Origin of the sequence: Pseudomonas cimarronensis (genome assembly GCF_049331905.1) — a bacterium.
Lineage (GTDB): Bacteria > Pseudomonadota > Gammaproteobacteria > Pseudomonadales > Pseudomonadaceae > Aquipseudomonas.
Genome location: NZ_CP186283.1, coordinates 4,076,297 through 4,096,197, shown reverse-complemented (window position 1 = coordinate 4,096,197; position 19,901 = coordinate 4,076,297). Strand labels below are relative to the sequence as shown.

Genomic DNA, 19,901 nt, shown 5'->3' with positions numbered 1-19,901 from the left:
ACCTGGGAGGGCTGCCAATGTCGATTGAGCATCTGCATCATCCCACCATCAAGCTGCTCTGCGGCAACGGTCTTGACCTGTCCAGCCAGGCCGCCCGGGCCCGCTCGACCTGGCTGCCGGGGCGTGAAGGGCGACCGCCAGTGCTGCTGGTGGTGCTGCTCTGGGCGCGAGAATGCACTGATGTGGTGCGTACGCTGGAGGCTTATCTCGATGGGCTGCTGGCAGACTTCTGCAGCACCCCGGCGGGCTGGAGCGAAGCTCAGGCGGTGCGGCAGGTGCTGGCAGGGTTCAATCAGCAGCTGTTTCGCCAGCGTCAGGCGGGGCGCAGCATCGCGCAACTGAATGCCGGCTTGTTGCTGCTGCAGAACGGCGAGGCGCAGTTTCTCCAGGCCGGGGCCATCGGTTTGCGGCGCTACCAAGGCACCACGGTAAGCAGCCTGATCGGCCGTGATGGTTTGCAGCTGGGCATGCAGGCTGAGCTGGCGCTGGTGCAGCAGCGTTTGCTTCTAAGTGCCGATGAGCTGTTGCTGATGGCTCCACAGCCGTTGCTCGACGTGGCTGATTTGCAAGGCTGGCATGGGCTTGATCCAAACCTCGACACGCAGGCCTTGCAGGCGCTGCTCACACCGTTGTTGCAGGCCCCTGGGGCGGCGGTTTTGCTGCGGCCGGGCGGGGTTGACCAGGCGCCGGTGATGACCGTGCGCGCGGCCTGGCCAGCGGTGCAGCATGCGCAGCCCGGTATGTCGCTGGATGGCTGGGTGCTGCTGTCGGCATGCCCGTATGGCCCGCCGGGTCGGCTGTTTCGCGCTACCGATCCGCGTGGCCGGGAGGCGTTGCTATGGCTGGCCGAGCAGGCGGCTGATGAAGCCTTCTGGCAACGCGAATGGGCGCTGCGGCGCAGCCCGGTGAGCGGCTTGCCGCAGGTGCTGTCGTCACATCAGCCGCGTGAACATGCCTTTTTGCTGCTGGAACCACCTGCCAAGGGCATGCGCAGCCTGATTGATTGGGTGGCAGCCCACGGCCCGGTGGATGGCCTGACGCTGCTGGCCCTGCTTGAGCAGTTGGTTGCGGCGGTACGCGGGTTGCAGCGCCGTGGCATGCAGGGGCTGTGGCTGGACCCGCGCAATATCCTGGTAAGTGATGGCGGCCGTGTGTTGCTGTTACCCGAACATGCTGCGCTGCTGCCCGGTGTTGCGCAGCAGGCGCTGCCGGCTCTGGCCGTGCCGCTGGCGCCGGAGGCGCGTGCCGGTCAGGCCCTGGATGGTCGGGCTGATCAGTTCGCCCTGGCGGCGCTGGCTTACTGGCTGTTCTGCGGGCGCTGGCCGGAGGTGGCGCAGGCGGATGCCGATGGCAACAGCCGTTATAGGCCGCTGGCGCAGTTCAGTGGGCAAGTGCCCATGGGCTGGGATGGCGTGCTGGCACGGGCCCTGGCGCCCAGGCCTGAGGCGCGTTTCGAGGCGCTCTCGGAGTTTGAGCAGGCGTTGCGCCAGCCGTTGCAGCAGCACCCGGCACCAAGGTTGCGCACACGGCGTTACCGCTCGCCCTGGCACCTGGCATTGCTGGGTTTGCTGTTGATGCAGCTGGGAATCGGCCTATGGCTGAGCCTGAACGGCTGACCTGCGACGTCTGGTACGTCGCAGGCCTGCGGGCTGTTACGGCGCGGTGAAGTCTTCGGTGATCGGCAGGACAAAACTCTTGAACTCGGTGTCTTCTTTGAATCCGATGGATTCGTAGAGCTTGTGCGCGACTTCGTTGTCGACACTGGACGCCACGCGCAGGCGCACGGCGTTGGTCTCTTTGGCCATCTGCTTGGCGGTCTGGATCAGGCGGTCGGCCACCAGCTGGCGGCGTGCGTCCTGGCAGACGTAGATGTCGTTGAGAATCCACACGCGCTTGAGCGACAGCGAGGAGAAGCTCGAGTAGAGCTGGCAGAAGCCGAGAATCTTGTCCTCGTCATCGGCCATGGCCAGGTAGATCACCGACTCCTTGCGGCTGATGCGCTTTTCCAGAAATTTGCGCGAGGAGTCGGGGTAGGGCAGCTGGCCAAAGTGTTCGCGGTAATTGACGAACAGTGGCGTGAGTTGATCCAGATGCTCTAGGGTCGCTTGGACGATGCGCATGGTGAGCCTCTACTTAAAGTCATGTGGATGGCTTCGGCAACACGGCAGCGCTGCCTGCGAACGACCCCGATGCTGCCTAAAGCTTTTGGAAAGTGCAATCCAAACAAGCGTTTGGTTGTAATCGTGCGTCGGATCTGCTGATTGTCCTGGGAGGGGCTTTAGCCGCGACGCCTTCAGCGTCTGTAAGGTCAATCGCGGCTAAGGCCCCTCCCACATGGCCTGGTGTTACATCGACATATGCATGGGCCTAGCCCAGCAGGAAGTTCTCGCGCGGTACGCCGCCGGCCAGCAGCGGTACGTCGGCCTCATCCTTGAGGTTGACCCCCGACAGCTGGCGGCGGCAGGCCTCGCGCATCAGGTACAACAGGCGGTGGCTGGCCATGGCGTAGCTCAGGCCCTCCTGGCGCACGTTGGAGATGCAGTTGCGGTAGGCGTCGGTCAGGCCAACCTTGGGCGCGTAGGTGAAATACAGCCCCAGGCTGTCCGGTGAACTCAGGCCGGGGCGCTCGCCAATCAGGATCACCACCATGCGCGCGCCGAGCAGCTCGGCCACTTCATCGGCCACCGCCACGCGGCCCTGGGTCACCAGAGCGACGGGCGCCACGCTCCAGCCTTCGGCAGCGGCCTGTTCCTCGATATGCGCCACCATGGGCAGGGCATTGCGGTGCACGGCCAGGGCAGAAAGGCCGTCGGCGATGACGATAGCCAGGTCGTAGCCATCCGGATTGTTTTCGCGGTGCTGCCCCAGCAGCTCGGCTGATTCGTGGCTTAAGCGCCGACCCAAGTCCGGGCGTTGCAGGTAGGTGTCGCGGTCCTTGGCGGCACTGTGCAGCAGCAGGCTCTGTCGATGCTGGTGAGCCAGGCCAGCGGCCAGCGCGGCGTGATCAAACGGCAAGTGCACGGCATCGCGAGCCTGGGCGTGGGCGAACTGGAAATCCAGCTGCGCGCGGGTCGGCATGCTGGTGCCGGCACGACCCAGAGCAATGCGCGCCGGGGTCAGGTTGCGCAGTTGCTGCCAGGGATTCTCGCTGGCGCTGCTGAGTGGGGTGTCATCGTACATAAGCGGCTCCTTGATTAACCCAGCTGCGCCAGGGCCTGACGAAACGCCGGCGGCAGGCTATTGCCCATGCGCGGGCGGCCGTCGGCCTGGGTGAAGATGCCCATGCGCTGCAGCCAGGCTTCGAACTCGGGGGCCGGTTTCAGCCCCAGGCTCTGCCGGGCATACAGCGCGTCGTGAAAGGAGGTGGTCTGGTAATTGAGCATCACGTCGTCGGAACCGGGGATGCCCATGATGAAATTGATCCCGGCCACGCCGAGCAGGGTCAACAGCACGTCCATGTCGTCCTGATCGGCTTCGGCATGGTTGGTGTAGCAGATGTCGCAACCCATCGGCAGGCCCAGCAGTTTGCCGCAGAAGTGGTCTTCCAGGCCGGCGCGGATGATCTGCTTGCCGTTATACAGGTACTCCGGGCCGATAAAACCGACCACGGTATTCACCAGAAACGGCTTGAAGTGCCGTGCCACTGCATAGGCGCGGGTCTCGCAGGTTTGCTGGTCGAGGCCATGGTGGGCCCCAGCGGACAGCGCGCTGCCCTGGCCGGTTTCGAAATACATCAGGTTGTTGCCCAAGGTGCCGCGTTTGAGGCTGAGGCCGGCGTCGTAGCCTTCCTGCAGAATTTTCAGGCTGACGCCAAAGCTGGCGTTGGCTGCTTCAGTGCCGGCAATCGACTGGAACACCAGGTCCAGCGGCACGCCACGGTTGATCGCCTCGATCGAGGTGGTGACGTGGGTCAACACGCAGGCCTGGGTGGGGATTTCATAACGCTGAATGATGCCGTCGAGCATCTTCAGCATCTCGCAGATCGAACTGATGCTGTCGGTGGCCGGGTTGATGCCGATCATGGCGTCGCCGTTGCCGTACAGCAGGCCGTCGAGAATGCTCGCGGCAATGCCGGCCGGTTCGTCGGTCGGATGATTCGGTTGCAGGCGAGTGGACATACGCCCGCGCAGGCCAACGGTGTTGCGAAAACGGCTGACCACACGGATTTTCTGCGCCACCAGCACCAGGTCCTGCACGCGCATGATCTTCGCTACTGCCGCGGCCATTTCTGGCGTGAGGCCGGGTGCGAGGGCGCGCAGGCTGGCTTCATCGGCGCTGTCGCCGAGCAGCCAGTCGCGAAAGCCGCCGACAGTCAGGTGGCCGACCGGGGCGAAGGCCGCCGCATCATGGCTGTCGATAATCAGCCGGGTGACCTCATCAGTCTCGTAAGGAATCAGCGCCTCGGTGAGGAAATGCTTGAGCGGAATATCGGCCAGGGCCATCTGCGCCGCGACCCGTTCGCCGGCATTGCTTGCCGCCACGCCCGCTAGATAGTCGCCGGAGCGTGCCGGGCTGGCCTTGGCCATCACTTCGGCGAGGCTGTCGAAACGGTAGGTTTCACCGCCTACCGTGTGCTGAAAACTGGACATTGCGTGTCTCCCAAGCGTCACGTTGGCGCCGCACGATCATGCTGCGCCAACGTGACGGGTATTACTTGAGCGCGGCCTCGGCTTTACCGATGGCGACGAATTCTTCTTCCGGCGTACCGGCCACCAGGTGATGGCGACTGTACAGGGCGAAGTAGGCGATCAGCACGGCGTAGATAATCGCGGCACCAATCACCACCCGTGGGTCGACCAGGAAACCGGCCACCACGGCCACGCAGGCCAGCACCAGAGCGATGCCCGAGGTAACGATGCCGCCTGGGGTGCGATACGGGCGATGCATCTCCGGACGGCGCACGCGCAGGGTGATGTGCGCGGCCATCATCAGCACGTAGGAGATGGTGGCGCCGAACACTGCCACCAGAATCAGCAGGTCACCCTGGCCCGTCAGCGACAGGGCAAAGCCGATCAGGCCGGGCACGATCAGCGCCAGCACCGGGGCCTTGTTTTTGTTGGTCAGCGACAGCGAGCGCGGCAGGTAGCCGGCGCGCGACAGGGCGAAGATCTGCCGGGAGTAGGCGTAGATGATCGAGAAGAAGCTGGCAATCAGACCGGCCAGGCCGATCAGGTTGACGAAGCTGCTCATCCAGGTGGATTCGCCGTAGGCAATGGTCAGGGCTTCCACCAGTGGGTTGCCCGACGCCATCAGCGCGTTGGCGCCGGCGCCGCCTGGGCCAATCAGCAGAATCAGCAGGGCAAAGGCCAGCAGTACCAGCATGGCGCCGATCAGCCCGCGTGGCATGTCGCGCTGAGGATTGCGGGTTTCTTCAGCGGCCAGTGGTACGCCTTCAACCGCGAGGAAAAACCAGATCGCATAGGGGATCGCCGCCCACACGCCGACATAGCCGAACGGCAGGAAACTGCTGGCGCCTGTGGCTTCGGTCACCGGAATGTCGAGTAGGTTGGCCACCGAGAAGTGCGGCACCATCGCGACGATAAACACGCCGAGGGCAATCGCTGCCACGGCGGTGATGATAAACATCAGCTTCAATGCCTCGCCGACGCCGAAGATATGGATGCCGATAAACAGCACATAGAAGGCCAGGTAGATCGCCCAGCCGCCAATGCCGAACAGCGACTCACAGTAGGCGCCGATAAACACCGCAATCGCCGCTGGGGCAATGGCGTATTCGATCAGGATCGCCGTGCCGGTGAGAAAACCGCCCAAGGGACCGAAGGCGCTGCGGGCAAAGCCGTAGCCGCCGCCAGCGGTGGGGATCATCGAGGACAGTTCCGCCAGGGAGAAGCACATGCACAGGTACATCAGCGCCATCAGCAGGGTGGCGAGAAACATACCGCCCCAGCCGCCCTGGGCTAGACCGAAGTTCCAGCCGGCGTAGTCGCCGGAAATCACGTAGGCAACGCCCAGGCCGACCAGCAATACCCAGCCTGCTGCGCCTTTCTTCAATTGCCTGCTTTGAAAGTAATCGGCATCGACCTGCTCTAAATCGGTGCCTTGCGGTAGACCTACCGCACTGATTTGTTCTGCTGCCATGGGAATTCCTTATCAACACGCTGGCCGCAGCGCAGGCCCGGCCAGGCGTGTAGCTATTTGAGGGAGAGTGTTGCCCAGTGGATCAGCAACCGCTGTGCCAACTGCGCCTCTGGTCTAGACCTGAGGCGCGAGCGGGCAAACCGATGTCGTTTCCGAGCATCGGCTGCGGTTGCGCAGGGGGCTTAGAAAAAGCCGAGTGGGTTGGTGTCGTAGCTCACTAGCAGGTTCTTGGTCTGCTGGTAATGGTCGAGCATCATCTTGTGGGTCTCACGGCCGACGCCGGACTTCTTGTAACCGCCGAAGGCAGCATGCGCGGGGTACAGGTGGTAGCAGTTGGTCCATACGCGACCGGCTTTGATCGCCCGGCCCATGCGGTAGGCGCGGTTGATATCGCGGGTCCACAGGCCGGCGCCGAGGCCGAACTCGGTGTCGTTGGCAATTGCCAGGGCTTCGGCTTCGTCCTTGAAGGTGGTGACGCTGACCACCGGGCCGAAAATTTCTTCCTGGAACACGCGCATCTTGTTGTGGCCCTTGAGCAGGGTCGGCTGGATGTAATAGCCGCCGTCCAGGGTGCCGCTGAGTTTTTCCACCGCACCGCCGGTGAGCAGTTCGGCGCCTTCCTGCTTGGCGATTTCCAGGTAGCTGAGGATTTTGTCGAACTGCTGCTCGGAGGCTTGGGCGCCGACCATGGTGTCGGTGTCCAGCGGGTCGCCGCGTTTGATTTGTTCGACCTTCTTCATCACCTCTTTCATAAAGGCCGGGTAGATCGATTCCTGCACCAGCGCGCGCGATGGGCAGGTGCACACCTCGCCCTGGTTAAAGAAGGCCAGCACCAGGCCTTCGGCGGCTTTTTCGATAAAGCTCGGCTCGGCCTGCATGATGTCTTCGAAGAAGATATTCGGCGACTTGCCGCCCAGCTCCACGGTGCTCGGGATGATGTTTTCGGCGGCGCATTTCATGATGTGCGCGCCCACTGGGGTCGAGCCGGTGAAGGCGATCTTGGCGATGCGTTTGCTGGTGGCCAACGCTTCGCCCGCTTCTTTACCGTAACCCTGCACCACGTTGAGCACGCCCGGCGGCAGCAGGTCGCCGATCAGTTCCATCAACACGCTGATGCCCAGCGGCGTTTGCTCGGCCGGTTTGAGCACCACGCAGTTGCCGGCGGCCAGGGCCGGGGCGAGTTTCCAGGCGGCCATCAGCAGCGGGAAGTTCCACGGAATGATCTGCCCAACCACGCCCAGCGGTTCATGGATGTGGTAGGCCACGGTGTTGCCGTCGATCTCCGCAGCCGAGCCTTCCTGCGCGCGCAGGCAGCCGGCGAAGTAGCGGAAGTGGTCGGCGGCCAGGGGGATGTCGGCGTTGAGGGTTTCACGCACGGCCTTGCCGTTGTCCCAGGTTTCGGTGATGGCCAACACTTCCAGATTGGCCTCGATGCGGTCGGCGATCTTCAGCAAGATCATTGAGCGCTCCTGCACCGAGGTACTGCCCCAGGCATCGGCGGCGGCGTGGGCGGCGTCGAGGGCCTTGTCGATGTCCTCGGCAGTGGAGCGCGGGAACTCGGCAATCAGCAGGCCGTTTACCGGCGAGGTGTTGGTGAAGTACTGACCTTTGACCGGCGCAACAAACTCACCGCCAATGTAGTTGCCATAGCGGGATTTAAAGGAAACGAGGGCACCTTCGGTACCGGGATGGGCGTAACGCATGCTGAATATCTCCTGGTTCTTATGCTTGTTTTGGTGATGCAGCGAACGGCGCGCTGTGGCGCTTGTGCAGAGACAGAGCAAGGGCTGGGCCAGGAGTGCGCAATGACTGTGCTAGAGCGGTTGCGTGATGTGTGCTGGGAGGTTGCGCTGCGCGGGTTGTATCGCCCTTGATACAGCCTGCGTGACACTCTGTACCGGGGGCGATACAGCGCGGTGACTCGCCGGTCAGGCCGTATTGCAATGGCCGGAAAGCTGGTAGATGCTCGACCATCACGTGCACCTCCTAGCAGGTAGTTTCTCAATGGCCTGCTACAGCGGAGAACAATAACAATGCATAACCCTGCAAGCCGCCACGCCCAGCAGGTGCTGACCGTGGCCCAAGGCCGTGGACAACTCGCCGGTCCGGCTGCCGATTCCTCGGTGGCACGCTCCTGGCTGCGCTGCCTGCAGCAGCATCACCTCGACCCGGCGCAGAGCATGCCGCCGGCAGTGATCGAGCACGCGCACATGCTTGAGCGGCGCGAGCAGTTGCAGCAGGTGCTGGAGATTTCCAGCAACGAGATGAACAGCCTGCACCGCCAGCTGGCCGGCAGCGGCCACGCGGTGCTGCTGACCGATGCGCGCGGGGTGATCCTCAACTGCGTCACCGAGCAGGCGGAAAAACGCACCTTCGAGCAGGCCGGCCTTTGGCTCGGTGCCGACTGGAGCGAAGCCTGCGAAGGCACCAACGGCATCGGCACCTGCCTGGTCGAACGCCAGCCGCTGACCATCCACCAGAATGAGCATTTCCGCAGCCGGCATACCGGGCTGACCTGCTCGGCCAGTCCGGTGTTCGACCCGCATGGCGAGCTGCTGGCGGTGCTGGATGTGTCCTCGGCGCGGCATGACGTATCGCGGCAGAGCCAGTTCCACACCATGGCCCTGGTCAACCTGTCGGCCAAGGCCATCGAGGGCTGTCACTTTCTGCGCAGCTATGAAGGTGAATGGCTGCTGCGCTTCCACGCTCAGGCCGAATACATCGGCCAGTTCAGCGAAGGGCTGCTGGCTTTTGACGGCGATGGGCGGGTGAGTGCGGTGAATCAGAGCGCGATCAACCTGCTCGGTCTGTCGCGGCGCCAACTGCTCGGGCGCACCTTGATCGAGGTGTTTGACTGCCGCCTGGATGACCTGCTCGGTCGCGCTTCAGCGCAGCCCAGCGCCAGTTGGCCCTGTATACCCAGCGCGGCCAGCTGCTGTTTGCCATGTTGCGCGGCCAGCCCCGGCGCAGTGCCCAAGCGCTGGCTTTGGCGAGCGTGGCTACGCCAGGGCTGTGCCTGGCTGACCCAGATTTGCAGAGTGATTTCCGCCGCGCGCTGCGGGTGTATGAACGCGATGTGCCGCTGCTGATTGGCGGCGAAACCGGCACCGGCAAGGAGGCCTTTGCCAAGGCCCTGCATCAGGTCAGCTCGCGTGGTGGCAAACCCTTTGTTGCGCTGAACTGCGCGGCAATTCCTGAGAGCCTGATCGAGAGCGAGCTGTTCGGTTATCGCGGCGGCAGCTTTACCGGGGCGCGCAAGGAAGGCATGCGCGGCAAGTTGCAGCAGGCTGATGGCGGCACGCTGTTTCTTGATGAAATCGGCGATATGCCGCTGGCGCTGCAAACCCGCTTGTTGCGGGTATTGGAAGAACGTCGGGTCGAGCCGATTGGCGGTGAGTCGCAGGCTATCGATGTGCGGGTGATCAGCGCCAGCCACCGCGACCTCAATGAACGGGTGGCCAGCGGCGAGTTCCGTCAGGACCTGTTCTATCGCCTCAATGGCCTGGCGATAGACCTGCCACCTTTGCGTGAGCGCAGCGACAAGCTGGCATTGCTGGATTTTCTTCTCGGTGAAGAGGCGCGCGGGCAACTTGTACGCCTCGATGATGCGGCCCGCGAGGCGCTGCTCGGTTATTCCTGGCCGGGCAATGTGCGGCAACTGCGTAATGTGCTGCGCACCCTCTGCGCGCTGTGCGAAAACGGTGTGATCATTCACGCCGAGCTGCCCGCCGAAATTCGCCATGCCCGTCCCGCGCAGGCGCTGTTGCCGGCGGCCAAGCCCGACCAGTTGGGCGACGCCGAACGCACCGCGCTGCTTGCGGTCCTAGATGCGCAGCACTGGCAGATGAGCCGCAGCGCCGAACAGCTGGGCATCAGCCGCAACACCCTGTACCGCAAGTTGCGTAAACACGGGATTGCCCGGCGCGGCTAAAGCCGTAGGTTGGTGTTGAGCGTAGCGAAGCCCAACAGACAACAGGCAGCGTGTGTTGTTGGGCTTCGGCGCTGCGCACCTCAACGCCAACCTACGGAAATGGCCAAGGGGGCTGTGCTAATCTGCGGCCAGTTTTTATCCCGCCTTCTTCACCGGCTCTGACGACGCCTGCAAGGTAAATCATGCATATCCATATTCTCGGCATCTGCGGCACTTTTATGGGCTCGCTGGCCGTGCTGGCCAAGGAACTCGGCCACCGCGTGACCGGCTCCGACGCCAACGTTTACCCGCCTATGAGCACCCAGTTGGAAGCTCAGGGTATCGAACTGACCCAGGGCTATGACGCCGCTCAACTCGACCCCGCGCCGGACTTGGTGGTGGTTGGCAACGCCCTGTCGCGTGGCAACCCAGCAGTGGAATATGTGCTGAACAAGGGCCTGCCCTATGTCAGCGGCCCCCAGTGGCTGGCCGACCATGTGCTGCAAGGCCGTTGGGTGATGGCGGTGGCCGGTACTCATGGCAAAACCAGCAGTTCCAGCATGCTGGCCTGGGTGCTCGAGCATGCCGGTATGAGCCCGGGCTTTTTGATTGGCGGCGTGCCGCAGAACTTCGGCATTTCCGCGCGTTTGGGTGGCACGCCGTTCTTTGTGGTGGAAGCCGACGAGTACGACAGCGCCTTCTTCGACAAGCGCAGCAAGTTCGTGCACTACCGCCCGCGCACCGCGATTCTGAATAACTTGGAGTTCGATCACGCGGACATCTTCCCGGATCTGGCGGCCATCGAGCGACAGTTCCACCATCTGGTACGCACCATTCCGGGTGATGGCCTGATCATTCATCCGACCACTGAACCAGCGCTCAAACGCGTTATCCAGATGGGTTGCTGGACGCCGGTACAGACCACCGGCGAAGGCGGCCAATGGCAGGCGCGCCTGCTCAGCGCCGACGGCTCGCGCTTCGAGGTGAGTTTCGAGGGCAAGGTTGCCGGCACCGTGGACTGGCAGCTGACCGGCCAGCACAACGTCGCCAACGCCCTGGCGGTGCTGGCGGCGGCGCGGCATGTTGGCGTGGTGCCGGAATTGGGCATCGCCGCGCTGTGCGGCTTTATCAATGCCAAGCGGCGTATGGAGAAGGTTGCCGAAGTGAATGGCGTGACCATTTTCGACGACTTCGCTCATCACCCGACGGCGATTGCCACCACCCTCGATGGCCTGCGCAAACGCATCGGCGACGCCAAGCTGATCGCCATCGTCGAGCCGCGCTCCAACTCGATGAAGCTCGGTGCGCACCGTGATGGCCTGCCGGAGTCCGTGGTGCAGGCGGACTCGGTGTACTGGTACGCACCGCCGAATCTCGGTTGGGACCTGGCTGGCACTGTGGCCACCTCGACCGTACCGACGCAGGTTTGCGACTCGCTGGAAGCGATCATTGCCGGGGTCAAGGCCGAGGCCGCGCCGGGCACCCAAATCGTGGTGATGAGCAACGGCGGCTTCGGCGGTTTGCATGGCAAGCTGGCTGCGGCCCTGGAGGCATAAATGTCTGGACCTGAGAGAATCACCCTGGCCATGACCGGCGCCTCCGGCGCTCAGTACGGCCTGCGCCTGCTCGACTGCCTGGTGCGGGAAGACCGTGAGGTGCACTTTCTGATTTCCAAGGCCGCGCAGCTGGTGATGGCCACGGAAACCGATGTCAGCCTGCCGAGCAAGCCGCAGGCCATGCAGGCGTTCCTGAGCGAGTACACCGGCGCCGCGCCAGGGCAGATTCGCGTGTATGGCAAGGAAGACTGGATGGCGCCGGTGGCCTCCGGCTCCGGTGCGCCCTCGGCGATGGTGGTGGTGCCGTGCAGCACTGGCACGCTTTCAGCAATTGCCACCGGGGCCTGCAACAACCTGATCGAGCGCGCCGCCGATGTGGCCTTGAAGGAGCGTCGTCAGCTGATTCTGGTGCCGCGCGAGGCGCCGTTCTCCAGCATTCACCTGGAGAACATGCTCAAACTGTCGAACATGGGCGTGACCATCCTGCCGGCTGCGCCGGGCTTTTATCACCAGCCGCAAACCATCGATGACCTGATCGATTTCGTCGTGGCGCGCATCCTCAACTGCCTGAACATCCCGCAGGACATGCTGCCGCGCTGGGGTGAGCACCATCAGATCACCCCGGATGAATAAGCTTCTGGCCCGCGCGCTTGTTTGCCTGCTGCTGAGCCTGACCCTCAGCGGCTGCGCCACGGTGCGCACCCTCGACGCGGCCAAACCCGATGCGCCGGTGGTGTATGCCGGTACGCGGCTCAACCTGTATGCGCTGCAAGGCGGCTGCTGCGCCACTGACCGTTTCGGCGCCGAGGCGCCAGCTTACCCGGCCGCCGACCTGCCGGTTAGTGCGTTGCTCGATACCCTGTTGCTGCCACTGTCTCTGGCCACCGCCATCGGCCTTAATCTGGGCGTCAGCGGCGGTTTGTAGTCCTAACTGGCCAGCCGGCACACCTGCTCGGCGGCCTGCTGCAAGCCATAGCGGCCTTTCTCATCACGGCTGATGCGGCCCATGGCGGTGGCAGGGTCGTGGGTGAACACCAGGCGGCCGTTACGGTTGAAGAGGTCGGCGAGCAGGGCTTCTTTCTCTTCGATCAGGCCTTCAGGGAAACGGTCATAGCCCATGGTGATGGGCAGGTGCACCCAGGGCGCGCCAGGGATCAGGTCGCCGGGGAACACCACCGGCCCCTCTGGCATGGCCACTTCCGGCAGCAGTTGGCCGGGCGTATGACCATCGCTCCAATGCAAACGCCAGTCCGCGCCAAGCAGCTCGCAGTGCTCGGTTTCGTCGATCAGCTGCAGGCGGCCACTGCCTTCCAGCAACGCCAACAGCTCAGGAATATAGGAAGCGCGGTCGCGGGCGTGCGGCTGGCAGGCGCGCTGCCACTGACGTCGACCAGTGATGAACTGCGCGTTGGGGAACAGCAAGCGCGCCGGCTGGCCTTCCTCCCACGCGGCGAGCAAGCCGCCGGCGTGGTCAAAATGCAGGTGGGTAAGCACCACGATGTCGATGTCGGCATCACTCAGGCCGACAGCGGCCAGGCTGTCGAGCAGCACGTGGCGGTCTTCCTGCACGCCGAAGCGCTCTTTCAGATCAGGGCTGAAGAATGCACCGATGCCGGTTTCGATGAGGATGTTGCGCGCCTCTTCTTGCACCAGCAGGGCGCGGCAACCAAGGTCGATACGGTTCAGCTCATCCGGCGTCATCCAGCGTTGCCACAGGGCTTTGGGCGCGTTGCCAAACATCGCGCCGCCATCGAGTTTTTGGCTGTTGCCGGTGAGGGTGGTCAGGGTTCGCATAGGATTCTCTTGTTCTTGTCGGGGATTGCAGGGTCATCGATCAAGCGTGGTCCCCATAGGTGAATGTGGCCATTGGACGAAGGGCGGATGAGGCTGTTGATACCCGCCGGGTGTTGCTGGGTGGATCGGTGTAGCGTGATCCACCTTACGCCGAAATCAACGTGGGGTGGATGTCGCTTTTTACATTCACCGCTGCGATTAGCGTTCGATGGCCAGCGCAACGCCCTGGCCGCCGCCGATGCACAGGGTCGCCAGGCCTTTGTGGGCGTCGCGGCGGATCATCTCATGCACCAGGCTGACCAGAATGCGGCAGCCCGACGCGCCGATGGGGTGGCCGAGGGCAATGGCACCGCCGTTGACGTTGACCTTGGCGCTGTCCCATTGCAATTCGCGGCCGACGGCGATGGCTTGAGCAGCGAAGGCTTCGTTGGCTTCGATCAGGTCAAGTTGCTCCAGGCTCCAGCCTGCTTTTTCCAAGGCGCGGCAGGTGGCAAACACCGGGCCGATGCCCATGATCGCCGGGTCGACACCGGCACTGGCGTGGGCTTTGATCCGCGCCAGAATCGGTAAGCCCAATGCCTGCGCTTTGCCTTCGCTCATCAGCAGCACGGCAGCGGCCCCGTCGTTCAAGGTCGAGGCATTGCCAGCGGTGACGCTGCCGTCGCGTTTGAAGGCGGGGCGCAGTTGGCTGAGGCTCTGCAGGGTGGTGCTGGGGCGCGGTTGTTCGTCGGTGCTCACCAACAGGCTGTCGCCTTTGCGCTGGGCGACGGCAATTGGCGTGATCTGCGAAACAAAACGTCCCGCTTCGAGGGCGGCGCAGGCACGCAGTTGCGAGTGAGCTGCGAAGGCGTCCTGCTCGCTGCGACTGATGCCGTATTGCTCGGCCAGGTTCTCGGCGGTGATGCCCATGTGGTAATCGTTGAAGGCATCCCACAGTCCGTCGTGGACCATGGTGTCGAGCAACTGCCCGTGGCCCATGCGCAGGCCGGTGCGCGAATTGTTCAGCACATGCGGTGCCTGGCTCATGTTTTCCTGACCGCCCGCGATGATCACCTCGGCATCGCCGCAGCGAATCGCCTGGGCGGCCATGATCACGGCTTTCAGCCCCGAGCCGCAGACCTTGTTCAGCGTCAGGGCCGGTACGGTGTGTGGTAGGCCCGCGCGGATCACGCTTTGCCGCGCGGGGTTCTGCCCGGCCCCTGCGGTCAGCACCTGACCGAGGATCACTTCATCGATCTGCTGCGCTGGCAGGCCGGTGTCCTGCAGCAGGCGACGGATCACCGCCGCACCCAGATCGACGGCGCTGACGCTGCTCAATGCGCCGCCGAAGGCGCCGATGGGCGTGCGGGTGGCGGCGACGATGACGACTTCTTGCATGATGATTTTCTACCTCGAATAAAAAAAACGCGACGCTCACTACGAACGCCGCGCAAACGCTCAACTGGGTGGGCGGGTGTCAGCCGCCCGTTGTTTAGAACTGTTCGGCGGCCAGGCCATACAGGGCGTCGCTGCCCGCGCGGATGCTGGCCTCAAGGCCCAAGGTGCGTGGCAGCAGGCGGGTGAAGAAGAACGCAGCGGTGGCCAGTTTGGCGCTGTAAAACGCCTCGTCCTCGCCGCGTTTGGCCTGTGCCACGGCGGCCATGCGCGCCCACATCCAGGCGTAGGCGGTGTAGCCGAACAGGTGCAGGTACTCCACCGAGGCGGCGCCGGTTTCGTCGGGGTTGCTGGCGCTGCGTTGTTGCAGCCAGGCGCTGAGGTTTTCCAGGCGTTCAACCGCATCGAGCAGTTCAACGGCATACGGGCTGCCGGGTTGCTCGGCAAACCGGCGGATCTCGGCGGTGAACTGGCGCAGCGCCACGCCGCCGTTGGCGATGACTTTGCGCCCGAGCAGGTCGAGGGCCTGAATACCGTTGGTGCCTTCGTAGATTTGCGCGATGCGCACGTCACGCACCAATTGCTCCTGACCCCACTCGCGGATGTAACCGTGGCCACCGAAGACCTGTTGGCCGTGGATGCAACTGTCCAGCCCGGTATCGGTGAAGAACGCCTTGGCCACCGGCGTGAGCAGCGCCACCAGGGTTTCAGCGTGCTGTTGTTCGGCGCTGTCGTCGCTGAACTTGGCGAGGTCGAGTTGCTGGCCAACGTAGCAGGCAAAGGCGCGTCCGCCTTCGGTCATGGCTTTCATGCTCAGCAGCATGCGCCGTACATCGGCGTGCACGATGATCGGATCGGCGGCTTTTTCCGCTGCCTGTGGGCCGCTGGCCGCACGGCTCTGTAAGCGCTCGCAGGCATATTCGCGGGCCGCCTGGTAAGAGGCTTCGGCACAACCAATGCCCTGAATGCCGATGGACAGGCGCTCGTAATTCATCATGGTGAACATCGCCGCCAGGCCCTTATTCGGCTCGCCGATCAGGTAGCCCGTGGCGCCGTCGAAGTTCATCACGCAGGTGGCCGAGGCCTTGATCCCCATCTTGTGCTCGATGGAGCCGCAGCTCACCGCATTGCGCGTACCCAGGCTGCCGTCTGCATTGACCAGTACTTTGGGCACCAGAAACAGCGAGATGCCGCGCGCCCCGGCCGGGGCCTCGGGCAGCTTGGCCAGCACCAGGTGGATGATGTTCTCGGTGAGGTCCTGCTCGCCGCCGGTGATAAAGATCTTGCTGCCGCTGATGCGGTAGCTGCCGTCGACCTGTGGTTCGGCGCGCGTACGGATCAGGCCCAGATCAGTGCCCGCATGGGCTTCGGTAAGGCACATGGAGCCGGCCCAGCGGCCTTCGTACATCGGCGGCAGGTAGGTGTTCTTCAGTTGTTCACTGGCGTGGGCGTCGATGGCCAGGCACGCGCCGGAGCTCAGCGCGGAATACAGGGCAAAGCTGGAGCCGGCGGCGTAGAGCATTTCCTCAAAGGCCACGGCGAGCATCTTGGGCATGCCCATGCCGCCATACGCCGGGTTGCCGGACAGCCCGATCCAGCCGCCTTCGATATACGTGGCATAGGCCTCTTTGAAGCCGGCCGGGGTGCGCACCTCGCCCGCGTGCCACTGCGCGCCTTCTTCATCACCGCTGCGGTTGAGCGGGGCGATCAGGCTGCTGGTGACTTTGCCGGCTTCTTGCAGAATGGCGTCGGCGGTGTCGGCATCGACTGTCTCAGCCAAGGCAGGCAGGCGCGCCCACAGGCTGGGAGCCTCGAAGACGTCATGCAGGACAAAGCGCAAATCGCGCAGCGGGGCAGTGTACTGGGGCATCGGCAGGTTCTCGCACAGATGCCGCGCAGGGCGCGGCGAGTGTTAAATAAAGCCCGCCGAAGCGGGCCTGAGGGTCAATCGGCCTCGGCTTGGCCGTTGACTGGAGTTTTCGCGGTGGTGAATTTGAGCAGGTGCGTGCGCTCCACCAGGATGTACAGCGCCGCACCGGCCGCCAGGCCCCAGCCAGCGCCGTAGACCGCCAGCACCACACCCATGGTGCCGGCGATGCCGCGCTCGGTGTTGTTGCCCAGTTGCTCGAAACCCACCATCAGGCAGATGTAGCCGGTGAGGATCAGGGTCAGTGACAGGGCAATCGGCAGCACTGGTTGGAAGAAACTCACCAGCGGCAGGGCGAACAGGGCGATAAACCCGGTGATCCAGAAGGTGCCCGCGCCGCTGTAAATCGAGTCCATGGCTTTGCGGCCATACTTGTAACGCTCGGCCATGGTCGCCGCGACGGCCGTCCACAGTGGCCCGGCCAGGCCCGGGTACGGGGCGAAGAAGGCGTGCAGGGCGTTGCGGATGGCGGTGACCAGGTGCACGCGGTCGATGTTGTTCTCGATCACTTCATCGGTGCGCAGCTCATCGGCGCGCTGCATCAGTGACTGACCGACGATGATGTCGCCAAAAGCAATGACGTAGGCGATCACGGCGGTGGGCACCGCCAGCAGGAACACGTCCAAGCCGGGGAAGCCGACGCTGAATGGCAGGTAGCTCCACATCTCGCCAAAGGCCGGCGCGGTGATGCCGAACTTCACGTCAGGCATCTTGTATTCACCGACGGCAATGCCGATGAAAATGGCGATCAACATGCCCGGCACCATGCCGTAGTTGACGATCTTGCGCGCCAGCGGCAGGCGCTCGGTGAGGCCTTTGAACGACACCGAGAACATCAGGTACAGGCAGATCAGGCTGCCGATCACCAGTGAAATCGGCGTGTTGGCCAGGCGCCCGCCGGTGGAGATTTCACCCATCAGCGCGGCGATACCGGCACCGATGATGATGCCGCCCTTCATCGAGTTGGGGATCAAACGCACCAGGGTGCTGCCCAGGCGAGTGACACCCAGAATCAGGAAGATCAGGAAGACCAGAAACTGCAGGGCAAACAGCGCCTGAATCGCCTCCGGGCCGGGTTTGAAATTACCGAGAAACAACAGCACCACCGGAATGCCCGGAGTGATCCAGCCCGGCACCATGGGCACACCGAGCAGGGCCGGCAACATAAAGCCGATGCCACACACCACGACATAGGCCAGGGCCACGTCGTAAGGCAGGCCGAGGTATTTTTCCAGCAGGGGGATCATGGCCAGGCTGACCACGAACATGATCAGCGCTTGCAGCATCTCCGCGGTTTCCCAGCGGTAGTGGACAAAGGGCAGGCGCACCTTGAACGGGCCAACAGGCCAGTGCGGTTGTTCATCGCCGTCGCGACGCTTGAAAATTTGCATAAAGATTCTCCGTCGGCCGCCAGGGCCGGTTCTTGTTGTTGTGCAAACGGTGTGTTCTTGCCGTAGCCCGGATGCAATCCGGGGAGCCCGAATTGCTGTCCCCGGATTTCATCCGGGCTACGTGCTTTAGCGGCGACAGTCGCGGCTAAAGCCCCTCCCACGATGGTTCAGAGGGCTTTGGCCATATCGCGCAGGACAAACTTCTGGATCTTGCCGGTGCTGGTTTTCGGCAGTTGGGTGAAGACCACGGTCTTCGGCACCTTGAAGCCCGCCAGGTGCTCGCGGCAGAAACTGATCACCTCAGCCTCGCTCACGGATTGCTGGTCGGCCTTGAGGGTGATGAAGGCGCAGGGCGTTTCGCCCCATTTTTCATCCGGGCGGGCGACCACGGCGGCTTCGAGTACGGCCGGGTGGCGATAGAGCACGCCCTCGACTTCGATGGTGGAGATGTTCTCGCCACCGGAGATGATGATGTCTTTGAGGCGGTCGCGGATTTCCACGTAGCCATCCGGGTGCCACACCGCCAGGTCGCCGGTGTGGAACCAGTCACCGGCAAAGGCTTCAGCGGTGGCGCTGGGGTTTTTCAGGTAGCCCTTCATCACCGTGTTGCCGCGCATAAAGATCTCGCCAATGGTCTCGCCATCACGCGGGGTCGGCTCGAGCGTTTTCGGGTCGGCCACCATCACCCCTTCCAGGGTCGGGTAGCGCACGCCCTGACGTGCCTTGATCACCGCGCGCTCATCCAGCGGCAGCGCATCCCATTCGGCATGCCAGGCGCACAGGGTCACCGGGCCGTAGACCTCGGTCAGGCCGTAAACGTGGGTAACGTGGATGCCCATTTCTTCGACCGCGCCGATGACTTTTGCGGGCGGCGCAGCGCCGGCGACCATGGCTTTGACCGGGTGATCGATGGCGGCTTTGGCTTCGGCCGGCATGTTGACCAGGGCGTTGAGCACAATCGGCGCGCCGCACAGGTGGGTGACCTGCTCGGCGCGGATCAGGGTGAGGATTTTTGCCGGGTCCACGCGGCGCAGGAACACATGCACGCCCGCCAGCGCCGTGATGGTCCAGGGGTAGCACCAGCCGTTGCAATGGAACATCGGCAGGGTCCACAGGTACACCGGGTGGTTGCCCATGGCCCAGGTCATCTGGTTGCCCAGCGAGTTCAGGTAGGCCCCGCGGTGGTGATACACCACGCCCTTGGGGTTGCCGGTGGTGCCGGAGGTGTAGTTGAGGCTGATCGCCTGCCACTCGTCATCTGGCCACTGCCAGGCAAACTGCGGGTCACCTTCGGCGAGAAAGGCTTCGTAATCGAGGTCACTGACGGCCTGGCCTTCGCCGTATTCCGGGTCGTCCACGTCGATCACCAGCGGCGGGTGATCGAGCATGCCGACGGCGGCGTGGATCACTGCATGGAACTCGCGGTCGGTGATCAGCACCTTGGCTTCGCCGTGTTGCAGCATGAAGGCGATGGCTTCGGCATCCAGGCGCACGTTGAGCGGGTTGAGTACCGCGCCAATCATCGGCACGCCGAAATGCGCTTCGAGCATCTGCGGGATGTTCGGCAGCATCACCGCTACGGTGTCGCCTTTGCCAATACCGCGTCCGGCCAGCGCTGAAGCCAGGCGCCGGCAGCGCGCATAGGTTTCAGCCCAGTTACGGCGAATCGAACCGTGCACCACCGCCGGGTAGTGCGGGTACACGCTGGCGGTACGCTCGATAAAGCTCAGGGGCGAAAGGGCGATATGGTTGACGGCAGCGGGCGCTAGGCCCTGTTCGTAGATCGACATGCAGATACCCACAGCAGGTTGGATGCTCGGGCCATGCAGCCGTTACTCTAAGCGGCGGCC

At 63.6% G+C, this 19,901-nt stretch carries 14 protein-coding genes and 1 pseudogene; 5 read left to right on the top strand and 10 right to left on the bottom strand.

Going from position 1 to position 19,901, the window contains the following annotated elements:
* The first annotated feature begins 17 nt into the window (after positions 1–17).
* Complete coding sequence (locus ACOCLD_RS19140; protein WP_422910302.1) at positions 18–1,616, top strand: protein kinase; 1,599 nt, start codon at positions 18–20, stop codon at positions 1,614–1,616.
* A gap of 36 nt (positions 1,617–1,652) precedes the next feature.
* On the opposite strand, the gene ACOCLD_RS19135 is transcribed toward ACOCLD_RS19140, so the two are convergent.
* From ACOCLD_RS19135 to ACOCLD_RS19115, 5 genes are all read right to left on the bottom strand, one after another.
* Complete coding sequence (locus ACOCLD_RS19135) at positions 1,653–2,120, bottom strand: GNAT family N-acetyltransferase (protein WP_422910301.1); 468 nt, start codon at positions 2,118–2,120, stop codon at positions 1,653–1,655.
* Positions 2,121–2,367: 247 nt separating this feature from the next.
* Complete coding sequence (gene eutC, locus ACOCLD_RS19130) at positions 2,368–3,180, bottom strand: ethanolamine ammonia-lyase subunit EutC (protein WP_422910300.1); 813 nt, start codon at positions 3,178–3,180, stop codon at positions 2,368–2,370.
* Positions 3,181–3,194: 14 nt separating this feature from the next.
* Positions 3,195–4,589, bottom strand: coding sequence for an ethanolamine ammonia-lyase subunit EutB (locus ACOCLD_RS19125; protein WP_422910299.1), 1,395 nt, complete (start codon positions 4,587–4,589; stop codon positions 3,195–3,197).
* Between the two features lie 61 nt (positions 4,590–4,650).
* Positions 4,651–6,099 (bottom strand): ethanolamine permease, encoded by a 1,449-nt coding sequence (gene eat, locus ACOCLD_RS19120; RefSeq protein WP_422910298.1) that lies wholly within the window; start codon positions 6,097–6,099, stop codon positions 4,651–4,653.
* A gap of 182 nt (positions 6,100–6,281) precedes the next feature.
* Positions 6,282–7,802, bottom strand: a complete 1,521-nt coding sequence (locus ACOCLD_RS19115; protein WP_422910297.1) for an aldehyde dehydrogenase family protein — start codon at positions 7,800–7,802, stop codon at positions 6,282–6,284.
* 330 nt (positions 7,803–8,132) lie between these two features.
* Between ACOCLD_RS19115 and ACOCLD_RS19110 the strand changes: the two are divergent.
* The 4 genes and pseudogenes from ACOCLD_RS19110 (at position 8,133) to ACOCLD_RS19095 (ending at position 12,490) form a co-directional block, all read left to right on the top strand.
* Positions 8,133–10,030 (top strand): annotated as a pseudogene (locus tag ACOCLD_RS19110) (sigma-54-dependent Fis family transcriptional regulator).
* Between the two features lie 182 nt (positions 10,031–10,212).
* Positions 10,213–11,565: a UDP-N-acetylmuramate:L-alanyl-gamma-D-glutamyl-meso-diaminopimelate ligase gene (gene mpl, locus ACOCLD_RS19105; protein WP_422910296.1), complete on the top strand. Its 1,353-nt coding sequence runs from the start codon at positions 10,213–10,215 to the stop codon at positions 11,563–11,565.
* The gene (gene ubiX, locus ACOCLD_RS19100) at positions 11,566–12,198 is read left to right on the top strand and encodes a flavin prenyltransferase UbiX (protein ID WP_422910295.1); all 633 of its coding nucleotides are present in this window, start codon (positions 11,566–11,568) and stop codon (positions 12,196–12,198) included.
* Positions 12,191–12,490, top strand: coding sequence for a YceK/YidQ family lipoprotein (locus ACOCLD_RS19095; protein WP_257777759.1), 300 nt, complete (start codon positions 12,191–12,193; stop codon positions 12,488–12,490). Before ubiX ends, ACOCLD_RS19095 begins: the two co-directional genes overlap by 8 nt.
* Positions 12,491–12,492: 2 nt before the next feature.
* On the opposite strand, the gene ACOCLD_RS19090 is transcribed toward ACOCLD_RS19095, so the two are convergent.
* From ACOCLD_RS19090 to ACOCLD_RS19070, 5 genes are all read right to left on the bottom strand, one after another.
* A complete protein-coding gene (locus ACOCLD_RS19090; protein ID WP_422910294.1) occupies positions 12,493–13,359 on the bottom strand; it encodes an MBL fold metallo-hydrolase in 867 nt (288 codons plus the stop codon).
* 198 nt (positions 13,360–13,557) lie between these two features.
* The gene (locus tag ACOCLD_RS19085; protein ID WP_422910293.1) at positions 13,558–14,736 is read right to left on the bottom strand and encodes an acetyl-CoA C-acetyltransferase; all 1,179 of its coding nucleotides are present in this window, start codon (positions 14,734–14,736) and stop codon (positions 13,558–13,560) included.
* Between the two features lie 94 nt (positions 14,737–14,830).
* Positions 14,831–16,603 carry an acyl-CoA dehydrogenase C-terminal domain-containing protein gene (locus ACOCLD_RS19080; protein WP_422910292.1) on the bottom strand — a complete coding sequence of 591 codons (1,773 nt, stop codon included), beginning with the start codon at positions 16,601–16,603 and terminating at the stop codon, positions 14,831–14,833.
* 74 nt (positions 16,604–16,677) lie between these two features.
* The gene (locus ACOCLD_RS19075) at positions 16,678–18,051 is read right to left on the bottom strand and encodes a solute carrier family 23 protein (RefSeq protein WP_422910291.1); all 1,374 of its coding nucleotides are present in this window, start codon (positions 18,049–18,051) and stop codon (positions 16,678–16,680) included.
* Between the two features lie 167 nt (positions 18,052–18,218).
* Entirely contained in the window at positions 18,219–19,841 is a 1,623-nt protein-coding gene (locus ACOCLD_RS19070; RefSeq protein ID WP_422910290.1) for an acyl-CoA synthetase, read from the bottom strand.
* Positions 19,842–19,901: the final 60 nt, after the last annotated feature.